General features: G+C 45.6%; 20 protein-coding genes and 1 pseudogene. 10 read left to right on the plus strand and 11 right to left on the minus strand.

The features are described 5' to 3' along the window. Both ACFQZR_RS05500 and ACFQZR_RS05505 read left to right on the plus strand, forming a co-directional pair. Window positions 1–433 (plus strand): DinB family protein (locus ACFQZR_RS05500; protein ID WP_379343584.1); only part of this gene is annotated, 433 nt, incomplete at its 5' end. Window positions 434–469: 36 nt separating this feature from the next. Further along, complete coding sequence (locus tag ACFQZR_RS05505) at window positions 470–853, plus strand: VOC family protein (protein ID WP_379343586.1); 384 nt, start codon at window positions 470–472, stop codon at window positions 851–853. A gap of 60 nt (window positions 854–913) precedes the next feature. Here the strand turns inward: ACFQZR_RS05505 and ACFQZR_RS05510 are convergent, their stop codons facing one another. The 3 genes from ACFQZR_RS05510 to ACFQZR_RS05520 all read right to left on the minus strand — a co-directional run bounded on the left by ACFQZR_RS05510 (window position 914) and on the right by ACFQZR_RS05520 (window position 4,225). After that, window positions 914–1,693, minus strand: a complete 780-nt coding sequence (locus tag ACFQZR_RS05510; protein ID WP_379343588.1) for a helix-turn-helix domain-containing protein — start codon at window positions 1,691–1,693, stop codon at window positions 914–916. 201 nt (window positions 1,694–1,894) lie between these two features. Beyond that, on the minus strand, window positions 1,895–3,277 hold the full coding sequence (locus ACFQZR_RS05515; protein WP_379343590.1) for an ADP-ribosylglycohydrolase family protein: 1,383 nt from the start codon (window positions 3,275–3,277) through the stop codon (window positions 1,895–1,897). A gap of 99 nt (window positions 3,278–3,376) precedes the next feature. Beyond that, window positions 3,377–4,225, minus strand: a complete 849-nt coding sequence (locus tag ACFQZR_RS05520) for an AraC family transcriptional regulator (protein ID WP_379343592.1) — start codon at window positions 4,223–4,225, stop codon at window positions 3,377–3,379. Window positions 4,226–4,447: 222 nt separating this feature from the next. On the opposite strand from ACFQZR_RS05520, the gene pepF reads away from it, so the two are divergent. Both pepF and ACFQZR_RS05530 read left to right on the plus strand, forming a co-directional pair. Beyond that, the gene (gene pepF / locus ACFQZR_RS05525) at window positions 4,448–6,247 is read left to right on the plus strand and encodes an oligoendopeptidase F (RefSeq protein WP_379343594.1); all 1,800 of its coding nucleotides are present in this window, start codon (window positions 4,448–4,450) and stop codon (window positions 6,245–6,247) included. Window positions 6,248–6,316: 69 nt separating this feature from the next. After that, a complete protein-coding gene (locus tag ACFQZR_RS05530) occupies window positions 6,317–6,727 on the plus strand; it encodes a VOC family protein (RefSeq protein ID WP_379343596.1) in 411 nt (136 codons plus the stop codon). A 162-nt stretch (window positions 6,728–6,889) separates the two neighbouring features. On the opposite strand, the gene arsC is transcribed toward ACFQZR_RS05530, so the two are convergent. The 3 genes from arsC to ACFQZR_RS05545 are packed head-to-tail and all read right to left on the minus strand — an operon-like array spanning window position 6,890 to window position 8,958. After that, complete coding sequence (arsC, locus tag ACFQZR_RS05535) at window positions 6,890–7,312, minus strand: arsenate reductase (thioredoxin) (protein ID WP_379343598.1); 423 nt, start codon at window positions 7,310–7,312, stop codon at window positions 6,890–6,892. A 17-nt stretch (window positions 7,313–7,329) separates the two neighbouring features. Continuing rightward, window positions 7,330–8,625: an arsenic transporter gene (locus tag ACFQZR_RS05540; protein WP_379343600.1), complete on the minus strand. Its 1,296-nt coding sequence runs from the start codon at window positions 8,623–8,625 to the stop codon at window positions 7,330–7,332. A gap of 15 nt (window positions 8,626–8,640) precedes the next feature. Continuing rightward, on the minus strand, window positions 8,641–8,958 hold the full coding sequence (locus ACFQZR_RS05545; RefSeq protein ID WP_379343602.1) for an ArsR/SmtB family transcription factor: 318 nt from the start codon (window positions 8,956–8,958) through the stop codon (window positions 8,641–8,643). Window positions 8,959–9,235: 277 nt separating this feature from the next. Here ACFQZR_RS05545 and ACFQZR_RS05550 point away from each other — a divergent pair, with 277 nt between their 5' ends. Beyond that, window positions 9,236–10,903, plus strand: coding sequence for a ribonuclease J (locus ACFQZR_RS05550; protein WP_379343603.1), 1,668 nt, complete (start codon window positions 9,236–9,238; stop codon window positions 10,901–10,903). A gap of 63 nt (window positions 10,904–10,966) precedes the next feature. Here the strand turns inward: ACFQZR_RS05550 and ACFQZR_RS05555 are convergent, their stop codons facing one another. From ACFQZR_RS05555 to ACFQZR_RS05570, 4 genes are all read right to left on the minus strand, one after another. Continuing rightward, window positions 10,967–11,644: a class F sortase gene (locus ACFQZR_RS05555; protein ID WP_379343605.1), complete on the minus strand. Its 678-nt coding sequence runs from the start codon at window positions 11,642–11,644 to the stop codon at window positions 10,967–10,969. Window positions 11,645–11,692: 48 nt separating this feature from the next. Further along, the gene (locus ACFQZR_RS05560) at window positions 11,693–11,947 is read right to left on the minus strand and encodes a hypothetical protein (RefSeq protein WP_379343607.1); all 255 of its coding nucleotides are present in this window, start codon (window positions 11,945–11,947) and stop codon (window positions 11,693–11,695) included. A 201-nt stretch (window positions 11,948–12,148) separates the two neighbouring features. After that, entirely contained in the window at window positions 12,149–12,367 is a 219-nt protein-coding gene (locus ACFQZR_RS05565; RefSeq protein ID WP_379343609.1) for a hypothetical protein, read from the minus strand. Between the two features lie 137 nt (window positions 12,368–12,504). Next, window positions 12,505–13,440 carry a DMT family transporter gene (locus tag ACFQZR_RS05570; RefSeq protein ID WP_379343611.1) on the minus strand — a complete coding sequence of 312 codons (936 nt, stop codon included), beginning with the start codon at window positions 13,438–13,440 and terminating at the stop codon, window positions 12,505–12,507. Between the two features lie 121 nt (window positions 13,441–13,561). Here ACFQZR_RS05570 and ACFQZR_RS05575 point away from each other — a divergent pair, with 121 nt between their 5' ends. From ACFQZR_RS05575 to ACFQZR_RS05595, 5 genes are all read left to right on the plus strand, one after another. After that, the gene (locus ACFQZR_RS05575; protein WP_379343613.1) at window positions 13,562–14,992 is read left to right on the plus strand and encodes an aminotransferase-like domain-containing protein; all 1,431 of its coding nucleotides are present in this window, start codon (window positions 13,562–13,564) and stop codon (window positions 14,990–14,992) included. Between the two features lie 165 nt (window positions 14,993–15,157). After that, on the plus strand, window positions 15,158–16,444 hold the full coding sequence (locus tag ACFQZR_RS05580; RefSeq protein ID WP_379343615.1) for an MFS transporter: 1,287 nt from the start codon (window positions 15,158–15,160) through the stop codon (window positions 16,442–16,444). Next, window positions 16,434–17,288: a polysaccharide deacetylase family protein gene (locus ACFQZR_RS05585; RefSeq protein WP_379343617.1), complete on the plus strand. Its 855-nt coding sequence runs from the start codon at window positions 16,434–16,436 to the stop codon at window positions 17,286–17,288. The genes ACFQZR_RS05580 and ACFQZR_RS05585 overlap by 11 nt, the downstream gene beginning before the upstream one ends. Window positions 17,289–17,407: 119 nt before the next feature. Then, window positions 17,408–19,915 (plus strand): GH39 family glycosyl hydrolase, encoded by a 2,508-nt coding sequence (locus ACFQZR_RS05590; protein WP_379343619.1) that lies wholly within the window; start codon window positions 17,408–17,410, stop codon window positions 19,913–19,915. 240 nt (window positions 19,916–20,155) lie between these two features. After that, window positions 20,156–21,715 (plus strand): carboxylesterase/lipase family protein, encoded by a 1,560-nt coding sequence (locus ACFQZR_RS05595; RefSeq protein WP_379343621.1) that lies wholly within the window; start codon window positions 20,156–20,158, stop codon window positions 21,713–21,715. 94 nt (window positions 21,716–21,809) lie between these two features. Here ACFQZR_RS05595 and ACFQZR_RS05600 read toward each other — a convergent pair. After that, window positions 21,810–21,968 (minus strand): annotated as a pseudogene (locus ACFQZR_RS05600) (phytanoyl-CoA dioxygenase family protein); the annotation flags it as partial. Window positions 21,969–22,193: the final 225 nt, after the last annotated feature.

Here is a 22,193-nt window from a genome sequence, read left to right on the forward strand (position 1 = left end):
CGCTTCTGAAGGGGTCTGGTCAATCGGACAAATGTACGACCATTTGATTCTCGTTGCCCATGAGTACCTGGATAATGTAGAAGCATGTGCGAGGCAGGAAGAAGAGCAACACCTCGGGAAGAGCGATTTTGGGGAACGTCTATATCAAATGGGAGGATTTCCACCCATTAAAATCAAATTACCAGACGAATTAAATGCACCCCCCAACAATTGGGATAGTCAAGAAGATCTTATGAATAGACTCGATCAAGTCATGCTGAGATTGAGAGAATTAGAAACTAGCATAGATGCGATAAATCCAAACTACAAAGTTAACCATGGCGGCTTTGGCTGGCTGAATGCGAAAGAATGGTACGATCTTGTCGGCATGCATTTTCGCCATCATCTTCGACAGAAATACGAGTTGGAGCAAAACCTAGGGTTCCAAGCATGAAAGAGGAAATCATTCTATGATGAAGGGGGCAATAACTTGAAGTTTTCTCATGTAAGATTATTAGTGCCGAATGTGAGGGAATGTTTTATATTTTACCGGGATATTCTGGGCCTTGAAGTTCTGTATGGCAATGAAGACACGCCGTTTGCTGAGTTTAAGACAGGAGATATTCATATCGCATTGGAGCCTCCAATGGCGAGTGAACCTATTGCAGCCTTCCGTAATAAGAATGAATTTAGTGCCCTTGATCAGGTTGCCCTCATTTTCAGAGTAGATGACGTTGACGCAACATATGATCGATTGAAGAGCAGAGAAGTTGAGTTTGTAAAAGAGCCACATGACACGCTTGAATGGAATATGCGAGTAGCTTATTTTCGTGACCCTGCTGGAAATTTGATTGAGATTAATCAAGGAATTTAATAGATCGATGAAGTCCCTTTCTTGCAGAAGGGATTTTTTCTTTTGAGAGCATAGGGCGATCTATTGTGGGCGATTCAGGAAACGTTTCATGAGCAATGAAAGTGAGATCAGGATCGGAGGATCATCTATTCGTGGTGGATAGAGCTCAACATTCTGATCCGGAATAGGTTCACTCATTTTGACGATAATAGGCATCTTAGAGCGCGTGCGAAGTGTATGGTGCGGCAGCAAAAATTCTCTCGATTCCATCCCCCAAGCTACGGAAGTCGCCATGAGGTAATATGTTCCTGGTTGGATAGAAGGTATACAAAAATCGCCAAGGGAGCGCAATAAGGTTCCGTATTTGGGGAGACCTTCCGGAATGGGCTTCGTAAACAACCCGATCAGAATCACACCTTCAAACGAATACGCGCTATGAATGGTTCCAGTTAGGTTGGGGTATATGTGAGAAACAATGCCCGGCGTTGGCCATTGTTCAAGATTGGCTAACTGATGTAAATGATCGTCAGCGAACATTGTTGAATGACGAAATACGGAAGGCGTCATGCCTACACGTTGTGTAAATCGGGTCGTAAACGTGCCGAGACTCTGTTGTCCGATCTCCTCTGCGATTTCTCGGATAGGGAAGGGCGTCGTGAGCAACAAATCTTTAGCCTTCTGGAGTCGTAATGATGAAATGAAATGCTGCGGGGATAGCCCTAACCTTTGTTTAAATATTCTAGTAAAATGGAAGGGGCTATATGCCGCATAGCGAGATAATTGAGATAAAGTGAGCGGTTCATAAATATGTGCATGAATATAATGAATCAACTCATCCAGCTCTGGATAAAGGTCTGTCACGATGTTCACCACCCATCAAGGATCAATGCCACACCATGCGATTATATTAAATTTGAGAATAATTAGCAATTCATGAATAAAAATACTTCTGTTAGATAGCATCATAGACGGATGATCAGAACGACGACGGAACCTCGGCATTAGAAGGTTCGTGGTTCCGTCAAACGATCATCATAGTCGGTAGAATGCCGATTCTTCTCGTTAAGGTTGTAATTTACGGAAGACATTGTAGCTTCTGCGTGCGCATTCTGAAATGGATATGGGGTGGAAGCCGCTGACTTCGGCATACAAAGTATCGTTAAGCGGTGCGATCCACGAACTAGGAAGGGCTGCCGCTCCAAGCGATGCACCGAGAATGGAACCGACCGTTGCACCATTGCAATCCGTATCCCAACCGCCAAGCACGGCTGTCGTAATGCCTTTTTCGAAATCGCCACCGGAATGAATGAGTGCAGCCGCACATAATGCAGCATTATTATTCGTATGAACAGGGTGGTAGTGTTTAAATGACTCCCATATTTTACTTACAAGTTCGACCTGATCATTCGTTTCCTCGGCGATCCTAACCGCGAGCGAAATATCTTCGGCCAGACGGCAATTCTTCGGTATTTCACGCAATCCGATCTCAATGATTCGTCTCACATCGCTCTCTACGAATGCAGCAGCAATCATCGCTGCACAGAACATCGCGCCATAAATGCCATTCTTCACATGGGAGAAGGAGGCATCACGCCAAGCTAGCTCAGCTGCAAGCTGAGGCTGACCGGCTGCACCATAGGCATACCCATCCACACGGATTTGGGCGCCGATCCATTCGCGGTATGGGTTCAAATAGGAACGGCCCCATTGAATATGCTGTTCCCAATCCTCCGGGCGTTCTCCGCTTATATGCGAAGTCACGCGTGCAAAATTTAAGTATGACTGTGCTTCGGCCGTGAATACTTGTCCAAATGACAGATGACGATGCCACAGTTTGCCAACATCCCATGAACTAAAATCTAGACCGCGCTCCTCTAGCATTAGCAGCCCAAGCACGGTATAACGAATATCATCATCCGTTTCCATGTAACGAATATTGTCGCCACAACTCGCCAGACTGCTCCAGTGAGCGATCTCGAGATTATATTGCGCCTCCGCAGTCGATTCACTCGGCGTATAGTGACGAATCGGCCATTGTCCGGCACCTTCGAACCACAGCTTAATATTGTGCCAGCCTGGTCTGTCACCAGAACCGTTCATGAAAGAATGGGCCTCCAGCGGTTTGCCAAGCGCACAACCAGCCGCACGGCCGAGCCAAGCACCATAGAACTTGTCTTGCCATGTACTGTCGTCCCATTTGTTGACCATCATGCGCGGTCCAATCGGTCGCTCGGCGCGAATTTCTTCCAGCTCTGATGGCTCAACATACTTAAAATCCGTGCTTTGTTCAAGCGCCATGAGTGCATGATATACGTCCATCAGCTGCGATTCATTTGTACCGGCTGCGTCGAGACGCTCTGTGAATCCTAATACGTCGCAACCTTCCTCTCGGCGCTGCGTTATTTCCTCGCGTACAATTTCTCTAAGTCCAATCCATTTCGTCATGACATGTTCCCTCCTGAAATACGTATGTTTGCATTTATTATAACGATCGCCCGGCGCAATGACTTCTCGAATGATGAAGAAGATATTCTCATTTTTTGCTTATTGCGCTGACCCCATGGATTGCCGATACACAATCGGAGACACGCCAACGATCTCTTTGAATACCCGATAGAAGGTTGGCAAGCTCTGAAAGCCACATTCGAATGCGATCGTAGCAACCGCTTTGTCCGTTCCTGATAAATCCCTCTTTGCGGATTGTACACGCAGTAGGGACACATAATCCGAGAAGCGATAACCTGTCGTCTCCAGAAAGGCCCGACTCACGCGTGAGACACTTAGACCCAGTTCATCGGCCAATTCTCCCAGGCCAATCGGCTCCCTGTGGCGCTGCTCGACCAATGTGGCTAACGACTGGACTTGATGAACGGACTTCACCATGATTAAGCGTTCATCCTCCGTGAGCAGACCGTTATAATGGCGCAGAAGGCGTCCGCAAAGTTGGATCAGTGCACTTTTGGCCATCGCTAGATAGCCTGGTGATTTCTCTTTCAGCTCATCTGCAATGGTCAGGATCCAAGGCGTAAGCTGTTGTGCAAGCGCTGAGCCACCAGCAATATGATTGCAGAAGTGAGTAGATCGATATGAAAATGGCAGCAGTAAACCAGGCTCCTCCGCTAGCAACATTGCAGCATCAAAGTTGATGAACAGGTAGCGGCTCGGATCGTCCGAATCTGATTGCGCAACGTGCCGTTCCTCATGATTGACAAGGAACAAATCGCCAGGACTCGCAGCATAGCGTTTATTCCCGAAGGAAAAGGTACCTTTGCCTGACAGACATAGGCCGATTTCCAGACTTGCATGCATATGGGGTGTCTGTTGGTACGTTGCAGGTGTCCATTCGAAAGCATTGATAGGAATGGGATGATCATATGTAATATGCAATTTCATCGTGACCATTTACCTCCTGACAAGAATCAGTTGATATATCAAGTATAGAAATAAGGGGTGCGCTAATCCATATACTACTCTTTACTTTCATATAAACATTCAGCCAGCGGGGAATTTTCCTTCTGGCATTTGTTGTTCTCTATAAGCATACGAATCTATGATATGATGGGATTTGTTGGTAGCAAATATGTCGATTAATCATATGGGAGAGGTGTTTAGCGTATGTCGAAAATTTTAAGCCGAGCTGAAGTAGCTACGGAATCAACATGGAATTTGAATGATATTTTTGAAACGCGTGAGGCATGGGAAAAAGAATTAATCGCTGTTCAGCAAGACATCACCTCCGTTACGAAGTATGAAGGAAGACTCGTTGATGGAGCAGATATGCTGCTGGCCTGTCTTCATGCACAGGAAGAGCTTCAAGCTAGACTCAACCGTGTCGTATCCTTTGCATATTTACATCAATCCGGTGACAGCATCAGTCCTGAAAATCAAATGAATGCGACGAAAGCGCGTGATCTTGCTTCACGAGTCAGTTCAGCACTTTCCTTTATCAAATCTGAAATTATCGCTCTACCAGACGGCTCGATTGACCAGTACATCATAGAGCAGCCCCAGCTTCAAGAGTTCGAACGCAGTCTTGGATTGCTTATTCAGACGAAACCGCACAGACTAACGGCGGAGACGGAAAAAGTTCTTGCTTCCTTTGGCGAAGTATTGGGAGCACCATATCGTATTTATGAACGTAGTAAGCTGGCGGATATGACATTTCCGACAACAGAGAATGGCCGAGGCGAAGAAGTGCCGGTATCATTTGCGCTATATGAGAACAAGTACGTTGAGTCACCGGATACAGATCTGCGCCGAAATGCGTTTAATACCTTTAGCGAGACATTGTACAAATACCGCAATACATTTGCTGAAGCCTATGGGACCGAAGTGAAGCGCCAAGTGATTGAATCGGGTTTGCGTGGGTATGACTCTGTTACGGACATGCTTTTGGAACCGCAGCAGGTATCAACGGAAATGTATAACAACATATTGGATATTCTGCAGGAAGAACTAGCACCACATATGCGAAAATATGCTGCGCTTAAGAAGCGCGTGCTGCAATTAGACGAGATGACGTTTGCGGATCTGAAAGCTCCGCTTGATCCTGATTTCAGTCCTGGCATTTCTTTTCAGGAAGCAGGAGATCTAATCAAGGAAGCCTTATCCATCCTTGGTCCGGAATACGGGGAGATCGTATCGGATGCCTTTAAAAATCGGTGGGTAGATTACGCGGATAACGCAGGGAAGAGAACGGGGGCGTTCTGCATGTCGATTTCTGGCGTGCATTCCTATATTCTAATCAGTTGGGCGGATAGCATGAGAGGTGCCTTTACGCTTGCCCATGAGGTAGGCCATGCTGGTCATCTCATGCTGGCGAGCAAATATCAGCGTTTGACGAACGCCAGACCTTCGATGTATTTTATTGAAGCTCCTTCTACGATGAACGAGCTCCTGCTGGCGAATCATTTGCTGGCACGTTCTAACGATCCGAGAATGCGTCGATGGGTGATTTCCCAGCTGCTGGGTACCTATTTCCACAACTTTGTCACCCATTTACTTGAAGGGGAGCTTCAGCGCCGGGTTTACGACCTTGCCATGAAAAATGTACCTATTACTGCCGTTAAATTGTGTGAGTTGAAGGGGAATATCCTGTCTTCGTTCTGGGGAGAGGATGTGGTTATCGATGAGCATGCCAAGTTAACCTGGATGCGTCAGCCACACTACTATATGAGCTTGTACCCGTACACATATGCTGCGGGTCTAACTGCATCCACAGCCGTAGCTAAGCTCATCCGAGAGGAAGGGCAACCTGCCGTGGATCGCTGGCTCGAGGTGTTAAAAGCCGGGGGATCAATGAGCCCACTCGAATTGATGAAGTTGGCAGGCGTAGACATGTCTCAGCCTGATCCGATTCGCAGCGCTGCAGCTTACGTCGGATCACTTATTGATGAGCTGGAGGAGTTGTATTAAGTTTAACCGAACGAATATGGTAAAATTTGTAATGCGTTGCAACATTATCTATGGTGAGGAGATGTTAGATTGGTTGAGAGAGTAATGGGGCTTCACTGTATTCATGTACCAGTTACTAAGGTTGAGAAATCAGTTGAGTTTTATGTTGAACGCCTAGGATTTGAGCTTATTCGCGGACAAGAGGATGGGAAGTATACCAATGCACTAATCAAGATTGGTAATAGTCCAACGATATTTTTGAATCCCGTTGATCAAGTAGAATCTGAACTTAAGTTCTCATCCGTAGATAAGAAGGAACAAGCATTATTTGAAGTTGGTACAAGAGACATTGATGGATTATATAAGCAGCTCCAAGTGGAAGGAATTCACGTAACTGAACGTTACGATAATCCGGGATGCGGCAAATATTTCGATGTATATGACCCGGATGGGCATATGATTTGTATATGTCAGGATTGGTATAACCGATTGAATGTATAGATCTAATCATATTATGGAGGGTAATGGTATGAGCACAATTCAATTTTCTGTTCAGGTCCTACTCTTTTAGTATGATCGTTGATCATACAGCACTTTCTAGACTAATCATACTTAAATGTAATGCGGTCGTTACGCAACGACCGCATTACTATATTCGAGAATCTATTTGCCAGTCGCAACAAACGCTTCGATACGGGCTTTAATTGCATCACGAACATTTCTGAATTGTGCCATAATTTCCTCTTCCGTCCCCGTTGCTTTTGCAGGATCATCGAATCCCCAATGCCATTTCACGACATTCGGATTAGAAATAACCGGACAATGTTCATCCGCATGTCCGCAGAGCGTCACTACATAATCAGCGTTGTTTAGGATCTCTGAATCAATCACGTCGGAGACGTGCTGACGAATATCTACGCCAGCTTCTTCCATCACTTGAACCGCTCTAGGGTTTAAGCCATGAGCTTCAAGACCAGCGCTTTTAACTTCATATTGTTGTCCGCCAATCGATTTCAAGAATCCATCGGCGATTTGGCTGCGGCAGGAGTTGCCTGTACATAAAAAGTAAACGAGTTTCTTTTCCATTTTTCATTTCCCCTTTGTTATGAATGAATGATGCTGAGCCACAAATAAAGACCAATTAATGTCATTAGCAGTACGGGTATAGTCAGCACGATTCCTACTTTAAAGTAATAACCCCAAGTGATTTTGACATTTTTCTTCGCAAGTACGTGCAGCCATAAGAGTGTTGCAAGCGAGCCGATTGGCGTAATTTTGGGACCAAGATCAGAGCCAATGACGTTCGCATAAATGAGTGCTTCATGCAGCACACCTTGCGTCGTGGTTCCTTGAATTGCAAGAGCATCAATCATGACAGTTGGCATGTTATTCATCACGGAGGAGAGTATGGCAGCGACAAATCCAGATCCAACTGTTGCAATATACAATCCTTGATCAGCCATCCACTGAAACACTTTGCCGAGCTCATCCGTAAGTCCAACGTTACGAAGCCCATAGACGACCACATACATTCCGATCGAAAACACAACTACGGACCACGGCGCTCCTTTAATGACAATTCCAGTTTGAATAACCGAACTTTTTCTAGCGAACAAAATAAATATAATGGCAGCGAATCCAGCTATGAAGGATACCGGTACATGTATAAATTCGCTGATGATATATGCCACGAGTAGAACGGCAAGAACGACCCATGACAGCTTAAACATTCGCATATCCTTGATGGCTTCCCTAGGCTGCTTCAACGCAGTGAGATCCACCGTTTTTGGAATTCTTTTACGGAACAAGATAAACAACATGAGTAAGCTTCCACCAATAGAGAAGAAGTTCGGGACAATCATCCGGCTGGCATATTTCGCAAATCCAATACCGAAGAAATCAGAAGAAACGATATTAACCAGGTTACTTACGACAAGCGGAAGGGAGGCTGTATCCGAGATAAACCCGCTGGCCATGATGAAGGGCAGTATCATTCGATCGTCAAACTTCAAGGCTCTGACCATGGCAAGGACGATGGGCGTTAGGATGAGTGCGGCTCCATCGTTAGAAAAGAACGCAGCAACGGCAGCTCCCAATAGAACCACATAAGTGAACGTTAGATACCCGTTTCCTTTTGCAAACCGTGCTATGTGCAGGGCTGACCAATCAAAAAAACCGATCTCATCCAGAATTAGTGAAATGAGTATGACCGACACAAAGGTCAGCGTCGCATTCCAGACAATGCCGGTGACATCCCAAACATCACGGAGGTCGACAACCCCGAATAATAGGGCTAAGATCGCTCCACCCACAGCGGAATAGCCGATGTTTAAGCCTTTAGGCTGCCAGATGACGAAGACAAGTGTAAGAATAAAAATAATGGATGCAACAGCTAACATGGTGTCCTCCTTGAATTACTTGCAACAATCTGGATTTAACTTGCTAATATCATCCTTCATAGAAGCCAGCTCTTCTAAAATCCCTTCTAAGTAAGGCTTGTCTTCTAGATTTAAGGAGTAATAAATCCATTGGCTTTTTCTTGTTTCTATCACCAGTCCCCCTTTTTTCAATTTTCTTAAATGCTGACTGATATTGGGCTGGGTGGTCTGAAGAATATCGACGATATCACAAACACACATTTCTTTCTCTTTGAGAAGAGCAAGGATCGTTAGCCGCGTATTATCGGCTAGCAGCTTAAGCGTCTCAACAAGTGTTTCTACGGTTTGTGTCAATAGATGCACTCCTTCACACGTTTAGGATAGAGGTTTTCGACATTCCACGCTGAACTCATACATTTACATTATACACAGCCTTTTATATAAGTAAATGATTATATAAGTAAATGATTATTTACAGGCATGGCGGTTAGGCACAATTGAGAAAATATTAATTCCTTTTGAGCAAAAGCTTTGGTTGGTTAGGGTGTGGAATGGATATCATAAATTCAAATCGACTTTCAACAGTTGGGTTATGCATAAGAACAAACGACAAAAAAGACGGGGGTTTACTATGAATCAGACTAATGACCGTCTATGGGTTGCAGCATTAGGCGGCGTTAACGAAATCGGTAAGAATATGTATGTATTACAGTATGGAAATGACATTGTAGTTATCGATTGCGGGTCTAAATTTCCAGATGAAAGCTTACTCGGGATAGATTTGATCATCCCTGATATAAGTTATCTGTTATCTAATCAAGATAAGGTACGAGCGATCATTGTCACCCATGGACATGAAGACCATATCGGAGGTATTCCTTACTTATTGAAGCAATTGCAAATCCCTGTGTATGCTTCACGTTTGACATTAGGCCTCATTGAAATCAAGCTAAGGGAACATGCTATTCTCAATGAAACGCATATGGTTCGTATTGACGCAAATTCCAAGCTTGAATTTGGTGCAATTCAATGTTCCTTTTTTAATACGAACCATAGTATACCGGACTGTCTCGGTATCGTATTTGACACGCCTGAAGGAACTGTTGTACATACCGGTGACTTTAAATTCGACATGACGCCCGTGAATAAGCAATACCCTGACCTGCATCGCATGTCAGATATTGGCAAGAAGGGCGTTCTAATGCTCCTGTCAGAGAGCACCAATGCGGAACGCCCAGGATTCACACCATCCGAACGTCTTGTAGGTGCCCATATCGAGGAAGCGTTCAATAAAGCGGATCGGAGAGTTTTTATTTCCACCTTTGCATCGAATGTCTACCGACTTCAACAGGTTGTAGACGCTGCTATTTCAACAAATCGCAAACTCACTTTACTCGGCCGGAGCATGTTGAACGTTGTATCTGTGGCTCAAGAGTTGGGGTATTTGAACATTCCATCTGGAATGCTCGTGGATACCGACGAAGCGAAGAAGCTCCCTCCCGATAAAATTGCCGTCCTTTGTACTGGAAGCCAAGGGGAACCTATGGCAGCTTTAGCTCGACTCGCAAGTTCAACGCAAAGACAAATGAAAGTAGAAGCGGGAGACTTGGTGATCATTGCAGCGAACCCCATCCCAGGAAATGAACGAAATGTAGCTCGGATTGTAGATAACTTGTTCGCACTTGGCGCAAAAATCATTTATGGTTCTCGCAGCGAATTACATGTATCCGGGCACGGCAGTCAAGAAGAGTTAAAGCTAATGCTTACATTAATGAAGCCCAAATATTTTGTGCCGATACATGGTGAGTTCCGTATGCTACATCAACACCGTGAGCTTGCAGAAGCTGTAGGGGTAAAGCATGAGAATATTTTTATTCTGAATAATGGCGATGTAGTGGAGACAGAAAGTGGGGTAACTCGTCAATCGGGTCGTATTCCAGCGGGTCAAATCTTAGTGGATGGACTTGGCATTGGTGACATTGGCAATATTGTGCTTCGGGATCGACGTCAGTTGTCTGCTGATGGTATCTTGATTGTCGTTGTTACATTAAGCAAAATTGAGGGACAGCTGTTATCCCGCCCAGATACAATCTCCAGGGGGTTCGTCTATGTCCGAAACTCTGAAGAGCTTATTCAAGGTATCAACCAGCTTGTCATTGAGACTATTGAGAAGATGAAGCACGAACAAATGAGTCAATGGAATACCATGAAGAAGACGTTAAAAGATACATTAGGGCAATATTTATATGCTCGCACCAAAAGACGACCGATCATCCTGCCGATCATCATTGAAGTTTAAGTTCAATAGAGATAAAAATAGGACATTCCTTTATGGACTGTCCATTTTTGTGTAGTATTGATCTCATTCCATTAACCGGGTAAATACAATAAGCCTTTTCTCGTGTTCTTTCTTTTGCCGATTATATTTACCTGCACATGTGATGAGATTTAACCGAGCTTCATCAGTCTTTCCGAATATGCGGTCTATAGGCGCTTCGACCGTCTTAAATGATTCAACGGAAAGGACTTTATAGACTAAATATTTACCAGATGCATCGGAGAGTAGTACCGGATCATCTCGTTTTAATTTCTTAAGGCCATAGAATATAGCAGGACCGGTATAATTATCGACATGCCCAGCAATCACAGCATTTCCACGTTGTCCTGGTTTGACCCCGCTCATCAGAAGACCTACGTTCTCGGTGGATTCAGGGACCTCCATCTGGCCGTTATCCAACACTCCAACGGGTTCTACGCTGGCCTGGATCCGGACGGACGGAATATAGATTTTATTAGGAATGATTGCAGGTCTGGATGCTGATTTCGATGGTGGTAATGATGACAAAGGTAAAGGTTTGTGCATTAATTCTGGTTTAACAGGGAGATGCTCGATATGGACGTTCTTCGGCTGCGGCTGCGGCTGTGGTTGCGGTTGTGAGTTAATATCCGGTGTGGGATTCAACTGATTTCCAGAGGAGCAACCGGCACATAATAGCAGCAAGAACATAACCATGATACTAAATCGATGAATTTGTTCCATACGTATATTCCTTAGAATAAATAAAATGAGGGTTTCCCCTCATTTCATTTATTCGCTTACTCCGCCGAAGCCTGTTTTTGGAAGAGCTTTTGGTGTCAAACCCTTCATTTTCATATGACCCTTTTTATGCGACTTTGCATGAAGTTTTTTGCCTTTATGAGCGCTCTTTGCATGCATTTTGTGTTTATGGGTGCTCTTCGCGTGCATTTTGTGCTTTGTTTCGTGTGCCGGGGCCGCGGAAGCTACAGATGCTACAGATAGGAGTAAACATGCAGAAAGGACAACAGCTGCGAATTTTTTCAATGTACTAACCTCCTGAAGTATGGTTTGTCTTGCGAAGTTAATTTACCCGTTTATGAGAAATTCATAAGAGGGTTTTTATGGATAGATTGTTATAGTCATCAGAAAAGGTACACATCGTGAAGAGTTGATATCCATTAGGTCGGGTGCAGAGATATCCTCCGCACCCTGGTTTTTCTCACTTATTCCTCACTCGTAGGGTATTTACTCGGATTTATCGTCGTCTTGGACACTATCTGCCGCCTGGTTGCCCAGTGATGCGCCTACGATTCCACCTACAACGGTTCCTATAGGACCAAAAGCAGTACCTACGACAGCACCCGCAGCACCACCACCCACGGTTCCTACAGCATCTCCAGCACTCATTCCAGCTGTGTTTTCAGCTGAATCACCGTTTCGATTACGATCGTTATTGTTAGCCATCTATTTCACTCCTTTTTTCGTGATTTGAACGCTACTACGAAGTCTGTGTAACATCCCAAAAGTATCTTTCCCTGACATTTCTGAAATGATTCTGCACGAGTGTTTTGATTGGGATTTTTTATAGAGTCTCTATATAGCTACTCGGTAACTTGTTTGTTGATTTCCTTTCCCGCATGTTTCCCTTTGAACACGAAGGTTCTCAAACTGTCCATGTTAATCACAATGATTCCGATGATAATTATGATTCCGCCGACCACCGATAAAACCGAAATAGGCTCATCATACAATACAGTCCCAAGACAAAGGGCAATTAACGGCGAGATATAGAGCCAAGTGGATGGAAACACGGGATTGGTTTTGGCGATCAGCCAATAGAAGATGGTGTGTCCAGTCATCGAACCGGCGATGATTAAATACAAAAGCGACCAAATGGCGTTTGGAGCGAGCATGGTCTCGATCTGTATTTTCTCGGTGAACAGGGATAGGATCAGAAGTAACCCTCCGCCATAGATCATTTGAGCTGCATTCAAAGCAATGGGAGACGTATCTTGAAACCGCTGCACGACACGGCGCGAATATACGGTACCCGTGGAATAAAAGACTTGGCCCAATAACACGGCCGCACATCCAAGAACCCAAAACCTGCTAAAGGTAAAGGCAATGCCGGGCAAGAGCAGCAAAACGACACCCGCTGTCCCTGTGAGGCAGCCTACCAAAGAGCTGAGTGATAGACGCTGACGGGAAATCACAGTTTGAAGCAACAAAATCATGAGTGGTGCCGTCGCCGACAAGATTGCCGCAATGCCGGAGCTCAAATATTGTTCGGCCCAATATAAGGTTGCGAATACACCAAAGGTTAGTCCCGCGCCCGTTAATAACATCTCTTTACGGAGCAAAAGAGACAACCTCGCTTTTCGTCTGACAACCATGTATAACAAAATGATGCTCCCAGCCAGAAGAAAACGGAGGCCAGCTGAGAAAAACGGTGGCGCACCTGCATCAATCCCTACTTTAATAGCCAAAAAAGTCGTCCCGAAAACCAAGCACATTATCAAATAATTCATCCAAATCATGTCCATTCCTCCTTGTATTTTTCAATCATAAGGGGGATGGAACAGAACAGTTGAAATCAAATAGAACAGATACTATACAAATCGTTTAAAATATGAGGAAAAGAGGGATGGGGAGGGGCATATGAAAAAAGACGTTCTTTCAAATGTTCATTCGGATAAGCTTTTTGAACAAGTGTACGACTATCTTCTGGAACGGATCAGACGTGGGGAGTGGAAGGCACATGATAAACTCCCTTCGATTCGCGTACTGGCGTCGGAATTTGAAGTTCACCGATTAACTGTCTTCAAAGCGTACCAATTACTCAAACAAAACCGCAAAGTGTATGTAAAAGATAAATCCGGATATTATGTGCAGCCAGGCAGTACGCTGTCGCCCGCTGCACAGCAGGACCCGATCGTTTCCGCCTATGTACATGAAAGCTGTCTTTCCGAAATCCATCAGGTGGAGGCCGTTTATCAATTTTCCAAGGCTTTAATGGATCCTAATCTGCTGCCGAACCGGTATTTTTCTGAATACGTGAAAAAAGTGTTTGATATTTATCCAAAAGTGCTAGGGACCTATTCTACAACGCAGGGGGACATGGAACTACGGGAAACACTTTGCCAATATTTTGCGGACCGTCATCATTTCGATCTGACGAAGGATGAAGTATTGATCACCTCCGGTTCGCAGGAAGCTATCGATCTCATAGCCAGAGTGCTGGTCAAACCGCGGGATACCGTATTGCTCGAAAGGCCCACCTATAGCCCGGCGATTGACGTGTTCAGAAGGCAGGGAGCAAATATTGTCCCGATCGATATCTACCCGTACGGATATAATCTGGATCAGGTGGAAGAGCTTATGCAAAAATACAAGCCGCGTCTTTTTTATCTCAATCCTACCTTTCAAAATCCAACGGGCTACACCGTCCCTGCAGAACAACGGAAGAGGATTGTTGATCTGGCGGCTCAATATCAATGTCTATTGGTAGAGGACGATCCTTGTCCAGATATCTATTTCGGTGAAGAACCGCCGCCGCCTTTTTTCGCTTACGATACGGCCGGGTGCACGATTTATATTCGAAGTTTCAGCAAATACATTGCCCCGGGCTTGAGTATTGCCATGGTGGCCTGCCGCCCTAGCATCATGACATATTTGGTCAAGGCGAAATCGCTATCGGACAGCGGGACGCCTTTGCTGAACCAAAAAATCTTTTTGCATTATTTCTTTTCGGAACGCATGCAGCAGCACTTGGAGAAACTCCGGACGGCGCTGGCGGTTCGCAAGGAAATTATGGAAGATGAGTTGTCCGCTACAGGTTGGCAATGGAATTCCCCGGCAGGAGGATTTAATTTGTGGATCAAGCTTCCGGAATCTACCCCGATGGAAAGCCTTCTCGGCAATTGCATCGAGCAATCCATTACCTTTGTGCCAGGCTCCATCTGCGACCCGCGCAGGGAAATGAATTCTAGGATTCGAATGAGCTATTCCTATTTGAATGAACTACAACTGCGGGAGGGGTTGCGAAGATTCGTCCGCTTGTTCCGCCAGTTGTCATCAGGAGGGTCATGATAAAAAGAGGGATAAGCCTACTGATTAACGAATATCAATGATCAGGTTTGTATATTCTTGGCAATGGAGGAAGGGAGCAGAGGTTGTATTGGGTAGTCAAATAATAAATACAGAGAATCAAATTGAGAGAAAAGTTGCGATTAATTATCGGAGGTTATTCTACATATGAAACAGAAGCTTCTCAATTCCCCAATGATTTATGCATTCGGGATGCTGGCTATGATGATTCCAAGCCAAGCTTTCAGTTCATTCTATACTTATTACTACGTTGATAAGCTCGGTCTCAGCATCGGTCTCGCTACGCTCGCAAGAACGATCTTCTTAATCTGGGACGCTGTGAACCAACCCATGTTCGGCTATTGGTCAGATCGAACGAAAACGAAATACGGACGCAGACGACCATGGATATTCTTCGCCTCACCGTTATTCGTTCTTGCGTTTATTCTAGTATTCTCCCCACCGAGCAACATGTCAGATACGGAATTGTTCACATGGTTTCTTGTTGTGCTTATATTCTACGAAGCCATGGCGACAATTATTTGGGTCAACTACGGTGCACTATTTCCTGAATTGTTCAAAGGAGACCGCATTCGCACAAAAGCTTCAGCCATTCAACAGGGCTTTCAAATCTTAGCGATCCTGATAGGTACCGCGCTAACACCTATACTGTTCCAAGCGCTTGGTTTCAGTAACATGGCAATTATCTATTCCATTGTGTTTCTTGTTCTTATGCTCCTATTCTTGAAATTCATCAAAGAGGATGAGGAGGCGAGCAGAGGGCCCCAGTTGAAGTTGAAAGAAGCCTTTAAAGAAACGCTTAAAAACAAACCCTTTTGGCTCGTCAATATTTCTAACTCGTTCGCTCAGACCGTTAACGGTTTGCTCAGTGCAACCATTCCTTTTTACGCCAAGTACGTCCTTCACATCCCGGAGGAACAGAATACGATTTTGTTCGCGGCCGTGTTCGTTTCGGTTATCCCACTCGTAGGCGTGTGGTACTGGCTGTTACGCAAGATGGATCCAGTCAAAGGATGGAGATTGTCCTTTATCGTCTATGCATTAGCCGTCATATCATTTTGGTTCGGTAGCAATTTAACAAGCGGAATTATAGCGGGCGTCATTGTTGGCTTTGGATTGGCCGGATTCCTCGTGTCTCCACCCATGGTCAACAGTCGAATTATTGATCAGGATCTGGCCAAGACGGGCAGCCGACGCGAGGGTATTTACACGGCGGTAAGTGGATTTATCGTTCGGTCCAGTGGTTTGATCTCAGCACTCGCTTTTCTAATCGTTGGTATGATCTTCGGATACGAAAGCGGAGACAATCCGGGGCCTGATCCTGAGTCGACCTTCCGTTATTTGATCAGTGTCGTTCCGTTTATCCTGCTGACCATTTCCATCATTATATCGTTATTCGTGAGAGTAGAAGGGAGAACTGAACATGAATCCTAAGTATCTCATCATCAACTGTGACGATTTCGGGCAGAGCCGTCCGATGAACCAGGCCATAATGCATCTGCTTGAGGAGAACAAGGTATCCTCGGCGACAATGATGGCTCCAGCGCCGGGATTCGAGGAAGCTGCAGCGTGGTGCAGAAAAAGAGGTCAGAAGAATATTGGGTTTCATATGACGCTTACAAGTGAGTTCGATGCCATTCGTTGGACCAGCTTAACCGGACATCCTTCGCTTCATGACGAGAGTGGAATGATGCACAAAACCGTTGAAGCATTCGAACGACATGCAGAGACGGATGCCATTCTAAAGGAATTGCATGCTCAATACGATAAGATCATACAATCCGGTATTTATCCTACACATGCGGATAATCATATGGGCAGTCTGTATGGTCTTGCGACAGGGAGAAGCCATATAGCGGAAGCCTTGAAATTATGCGCTGATTGGAACCTGCCATTCCGTTTCTTCCGCAAAGTCTATTTGAGCGATCCACTACTCTCGATGATTCCTGGAGTTGATCGTATAGCGGCAGATGTATCGTCACTCGCGGATGCGTTTGGTGTCGCAATTCCCGATTACTTGTTATCGCATCCTTTTCATATTCAAGAAGGGGAGACATACGAAGGATTTAAGCAAGAGATCATCGCTAAAATGTACAACTTGCCTGAAGGGATCAGTGAGACGTATATTCATCCAGCCGTCGATGACGAAAACATGCTACAACAAGTTCCAGACTGGGAGAAGAGGGTATGGGAGTATAAGTTGATGTTGGACGATGATTTTGCCTACGCGATCAAGGATGCTGACGTCATCCTGACGGATTATTCGATTGTTCGCTAAAGGGATTGGACGATATTGAAGAGGCTGCCGAGCCATGATATTATCCCCTCAAGGTAGACAGTGATAAAAGAGTTCATGGTAAAATGAATTCAACACTGTTGACCGGAGGGGATATTGTTATGCCACACAAGAAAGGACAAGGCATTACCCGTTATAGCGAAGAAGTGAAGCAAGAGGCGGTTCGCCTTCTGTTGTCTCCAGAGTTTGAATTTGTGTTAATCAAACCCAGCGATGCAGCTTCCATATGGCACCAGCAGCTGGAGTTGATTTTTGTGTTACAAGGGACAGGCTGGTTGCACTGTGGGGAAGGGGCAGCGTCCTATGCGATCCGAGAAGGGGACATCTTTGCCGTCAACAGCTTCCAGATACGTAGTATAGCTCTGGACCAGAGCGCCTCGGCACTTTCGCTGTTGATATCTCCAACATTTATTACGTCGGTGTGCCCCGAGATCACAAGGCCAGTGGTGAACTGCAAATCCTTTTTGTTCTCCGAGGATCGTCAACAGCCTTTTGACCTCTTGCGCCGGGGGTTTGCCAATGCTTTTCGGGCTCAATATAAAAATGAATCTCAGCTTTCCATCCATTTGCGGGGGAAGTTGGTAAGTTTGTTGGATGATTTATTCCAGCATTTTTTAGTCGATGGACCTGCTATCGAGGAGCAAAACTCAGTTAATGAACACTTACGTGTCGCTACAGATTATATTCATCAGCACTATCAGGGAAGCATCACCTTAGCCGATCTAGCCAAGCATACGTTTCTGAGCAGCTCCTATATTTCTCGCATATTTCATAAATTTCTGGGGGTAACCTTCAAAGCTTACCTTTCTCAGGTTCGCTTGATACACGCTACCGTCCTTTTGAGAAGTGAAGCGACCATTACGGAGATCGCTTACAACACCGGATTTTCAAGCGCCCATACGTTCATCGAAGCATATAAGCAGTATCGTGGGATGACACCTGGTCACTATCGACGCAACATCAAGGAGCCCAAAATCGAAAATGCGGTCAACCTTACGGAGACGGTAGATGGTTTTTCAACTGCGTTTTCTTCACTGATGCGTTACGCAAACGTTGCATATGAAGAAATCACTTACCAACCTGTTGATACGACAGAGATTACGGTGGATACGAAAAAGACCATTAAGCCGCTGCAACACCATTGGAAGCGTCTTATGAACGCGGGTTATGGCAAGGATCTTCTTAACGGTTCTGTGCAAACGCAGATTGCAAAGCTTCAGCGTGAGATTGGATTCCAGTACATCCGCTGCAAGGGAATTCTTGACGATGATATGATGCTGTTTACCACAGATGTCCATGGTAACCCGAACTATAACTTTGTCTATCTAGACACCGTGGTGGACTTTATCCTCTCAACGGGCGCAATGCCAATGCTGGAGTTCAGTTATATGCCATCGATTCTCGCCCAAAATAAACCTTCCGTTTTTCGCCGGCCGTCGATTATATCTGCGCCTAGAGACATTGACCAGTGGGGGGATCTGATCACAGCGATCGTTCAACATCTTGTGCAGCGCTATGGGCAGAAATCGTTGCGCCACTGGTTATTTTCCCCGTGGTGCGCGCTGGAGTTTTCAGGGCTGGGATTATTTACCCGGGAAGAATATACCCAGATTTATCTCGCGTCGTATCGTGCCATCAAATCCGTCTGCAGCGATATTATCATATGCGGTCCGGGGAATGGCATTGATTCGCTTGAAGCCAACCGGTGGTTTTTGGACATGTGTAAATCAGAGTTGTGTATGCCGGATATTCTCTCTTTTCGCGCTTTCATGAGCATTGTACCTGGTACCGAAAAAGGCGGACTACGTCTAAACAGGACGAATGACGCATTGGATCTCGCGGTGAGCGGCGACGAGCAGTACCTTGCAGGCTCCCTACAAGCGATCCGTGGAGTAGTAAAGGAGCAAGGCCTTGACTTGCCAGTAATGCTGGAGGAATGGAGCAACAATATTTGGCAGCGCGATTTGTGCAATGATACGAGCTATAAATCGACCTATATTTTCAAAGCGATATTAGAAAATTACGATAGCTACCATGCGATGGGATATTTCAGCGCCAGCGACCAAATGGATGAGATCGCGCCTGCCGCCGAATTGTTCCATGGCGGGTTTGGCCTGTTCACCCGGAACGGCCTCCCCAAAAGCGCTTTTCGGGCGATGGAATTGCTTAACCGGATCGGCGATGAGTTGGTTGCCTCTGGCCAAGGCTATTTCATGACCAAAAATGATGGTGAACTTCAAATTTACTTGTATAACTATACGCACTATGACATGCTGTATCGCTACCGCCATACCACCCATCTTACCAAAACGGAGCGGTATAACGTATTCAATGAAAAGCGGCCGCAATCTTTCCATATTCGATTGGACGGACTTGAGGAAGGAAAGCACACGCTGCGCCGCTATCACATTGGCCCAGGTGGCGGCAGCACCTTTGATGCCTGGATTCGAATGGGGGCACCTGAACAGCTCAATCAGGAAGAGGAGCATTTGCTGGATCATCAGTCACATCCATTGTACAGCAGAGAAACCGTGCACAGCGACGGAAGCATCACGCTTCATGCCCATCTTCAGCCGCATGAGGTTCAATTAATCACCATCACAGGTTAACAGGGTAACACGAAGCAAAGAATCGGGTACGCGAAACGGTATATCCGATTCTTGTCTTTTTTAATATGTTTTTTGTCATGTTTAGCGTGATCGATGATCGAAGCATGAAAAATGAATCATTTTCTCACACGAAGTCTATTGATTTTGTATATTTTGAAATCGCTTTATTTCTTAAAATGAAATTATAAAAGATTGAATCAATTTCAAAATACTTTTGTTTCATAGAAAGAGGGATTGAAGATGGTGAAAGAATTCAGATTCGATGACGTACCTGTCATAGAGACGAAAGCTGGTAAACTTAAAGGTTATTCATTCGATGGCATGTATATTTTCAAAGGGATCCCTTACGCACAAGCCAAACGGTTCCAGATGCCTAACGAGGTTGAACCTTGGGAGGGTGTGAAGGAAGTGACTTCCTATGGATTTGTCTGCCCACTGATGGCGCAGGAAAAGCCCACCGGTGAGCTGCTTGTACCCCATCGATACTGGCCGCAGGATGAAAACTGTCATAATCTGAACATCTGGACCGAGACGCTGGATGCGAAGGCAAAAAAACCGGTCTTGGTATGGCTGCATGGTGGTGGTTTCGTAGCGGGCTCTTCGATCGAACAGGAAGCCTACGACGGCTTCAATATGAGCCGAGAAGGCGATGTCGTGGTGGTCTCGGTGAATCACCGTCTTAATATCCTAGGTTACATGGACCTATCCCCATTCGGCGAAAAGTATGCGAATTCGGCCAACGCTGGCCATGCCGATCTTGTTGCAGCGCTAAAATGGATCAACGAGAACATTGCGAAGTTTGGTGGAGATCCGGAGAACGTGACACTATTTGGCCAGTCCGGAGGAGGCATGAAAACGACCGGTTTGATGCAGATCCCGAGCGCGGACGGCTTGTTCCACAAAGCGATTGTGATGAGTGGCGTGTCTGACGGGAAGCTGATGCCGATCCCTACAGGTGACGGCACGATGATCGTTACTGCGATGCTGGAATCGCTTGGAATTGATGTGAACGATGTAGAGAAACTGGAGACGGTCCCTTATCACGAATTGGTACTGGCCTACAATAAGGTGTGTCCTATTGTAGCGCAACAGGGCGGGTATATCGGTTGCATGCCGATGGAGAACGAATTCTACAAGGGTGAGCCGCTCCTCAGCGGCTTTACCGAGCACGCCAAAACCATCCCGATGATGGTTGGCTCTGTAATCGGCGAGTTTTCCTTCGCGCCATTGCCGTTCAACAAAAATGAGCTGTCCTACGAAGAGATGAAGGCGATTCTAACCAAGCGTTTTGGCGAACGCACCCAAGAACTCATCGATTTGTATGTTCAAGCGTATCCTGAGAAAAATGCTGTCGATTTACTGGCGTTAGATCGAATTTTCCGAGTGCCTTCCAAAGAGCTTGCTAAATTGAAAGCTGAGAGTCAGCAAGCACCGGCGTATCTATACAATTTTACTTTTGAGTTTCCTTATCAAAATGGCAAAACAGCGTGGCACTGCGCGGATATCCCTTTTGTGTTCCACAACACGAGCAAGGTGGAGATCTGCAACGTACCTGGTGTTTCCGACAAGCTGGAGAAGCAGGTGTTCGGGGCTGTAATTAACTTTGCCCGCACCGGTAACCCGAACCACGAAGGGCTGCCGCATTGGCCGGCTGTTACGGCGGACGACGAAGCGACGATGATATTCGATCGTACCTGTGAAGTACGCCATAATTACGACGATGCCTTGCTGGCGCTCATCGAAGAGGTCTTACCGCCTTTCTCCTTAGCCGAGTTGTTCGCACAAGATATTCAGCACTAATAATGATGTGAGAATCGAACATGTAAAAACGGACTACGATCTTAACGTAGTCCGTTTTTTGGATTACAGATTTGTGAAATGAAGATTCTGTTCGTTAATCTAGCGGACACATCCGCCGCAAATCTTCCCGATGTAGCGCGTTCGAATCCTCGCGGATGTAGTGGCACACATAAGATCGGCGCCAACGATCCTCGCTTCGGTTCTTGTTCGAGGTGTGAATGAGCAGCTCGCTGAAAAAGAGAATATCGCCTTTCTCTGTAGGGACATATGTTGATTATTGTTTCCTAAAGAACCTTCAAAGTCGAATCCATAATCACAACGGTGAAATATCTCGCAACAGCTCGACGTGTTCGGCTACATTCAGAGATAGGAGTTATAACAAGCATATAAGCTTGCCCCAAATTACGTTCTGGGAAGAGCTGAGGGAAGCGATTAAACCGACCTATGGGAATATCTCGCCTAACCACGAGTCATAATA

It is taken from the genome of Paenibacillus sp. GCM10027629 (genome assembly GCF_042676425.1).
Lineage (GTDB): Bacteria > Bacillota > Bacilli > Paenibacillales > Paenibacillaceae > Paenibacillus_K > Paenibacillus_K terrigena.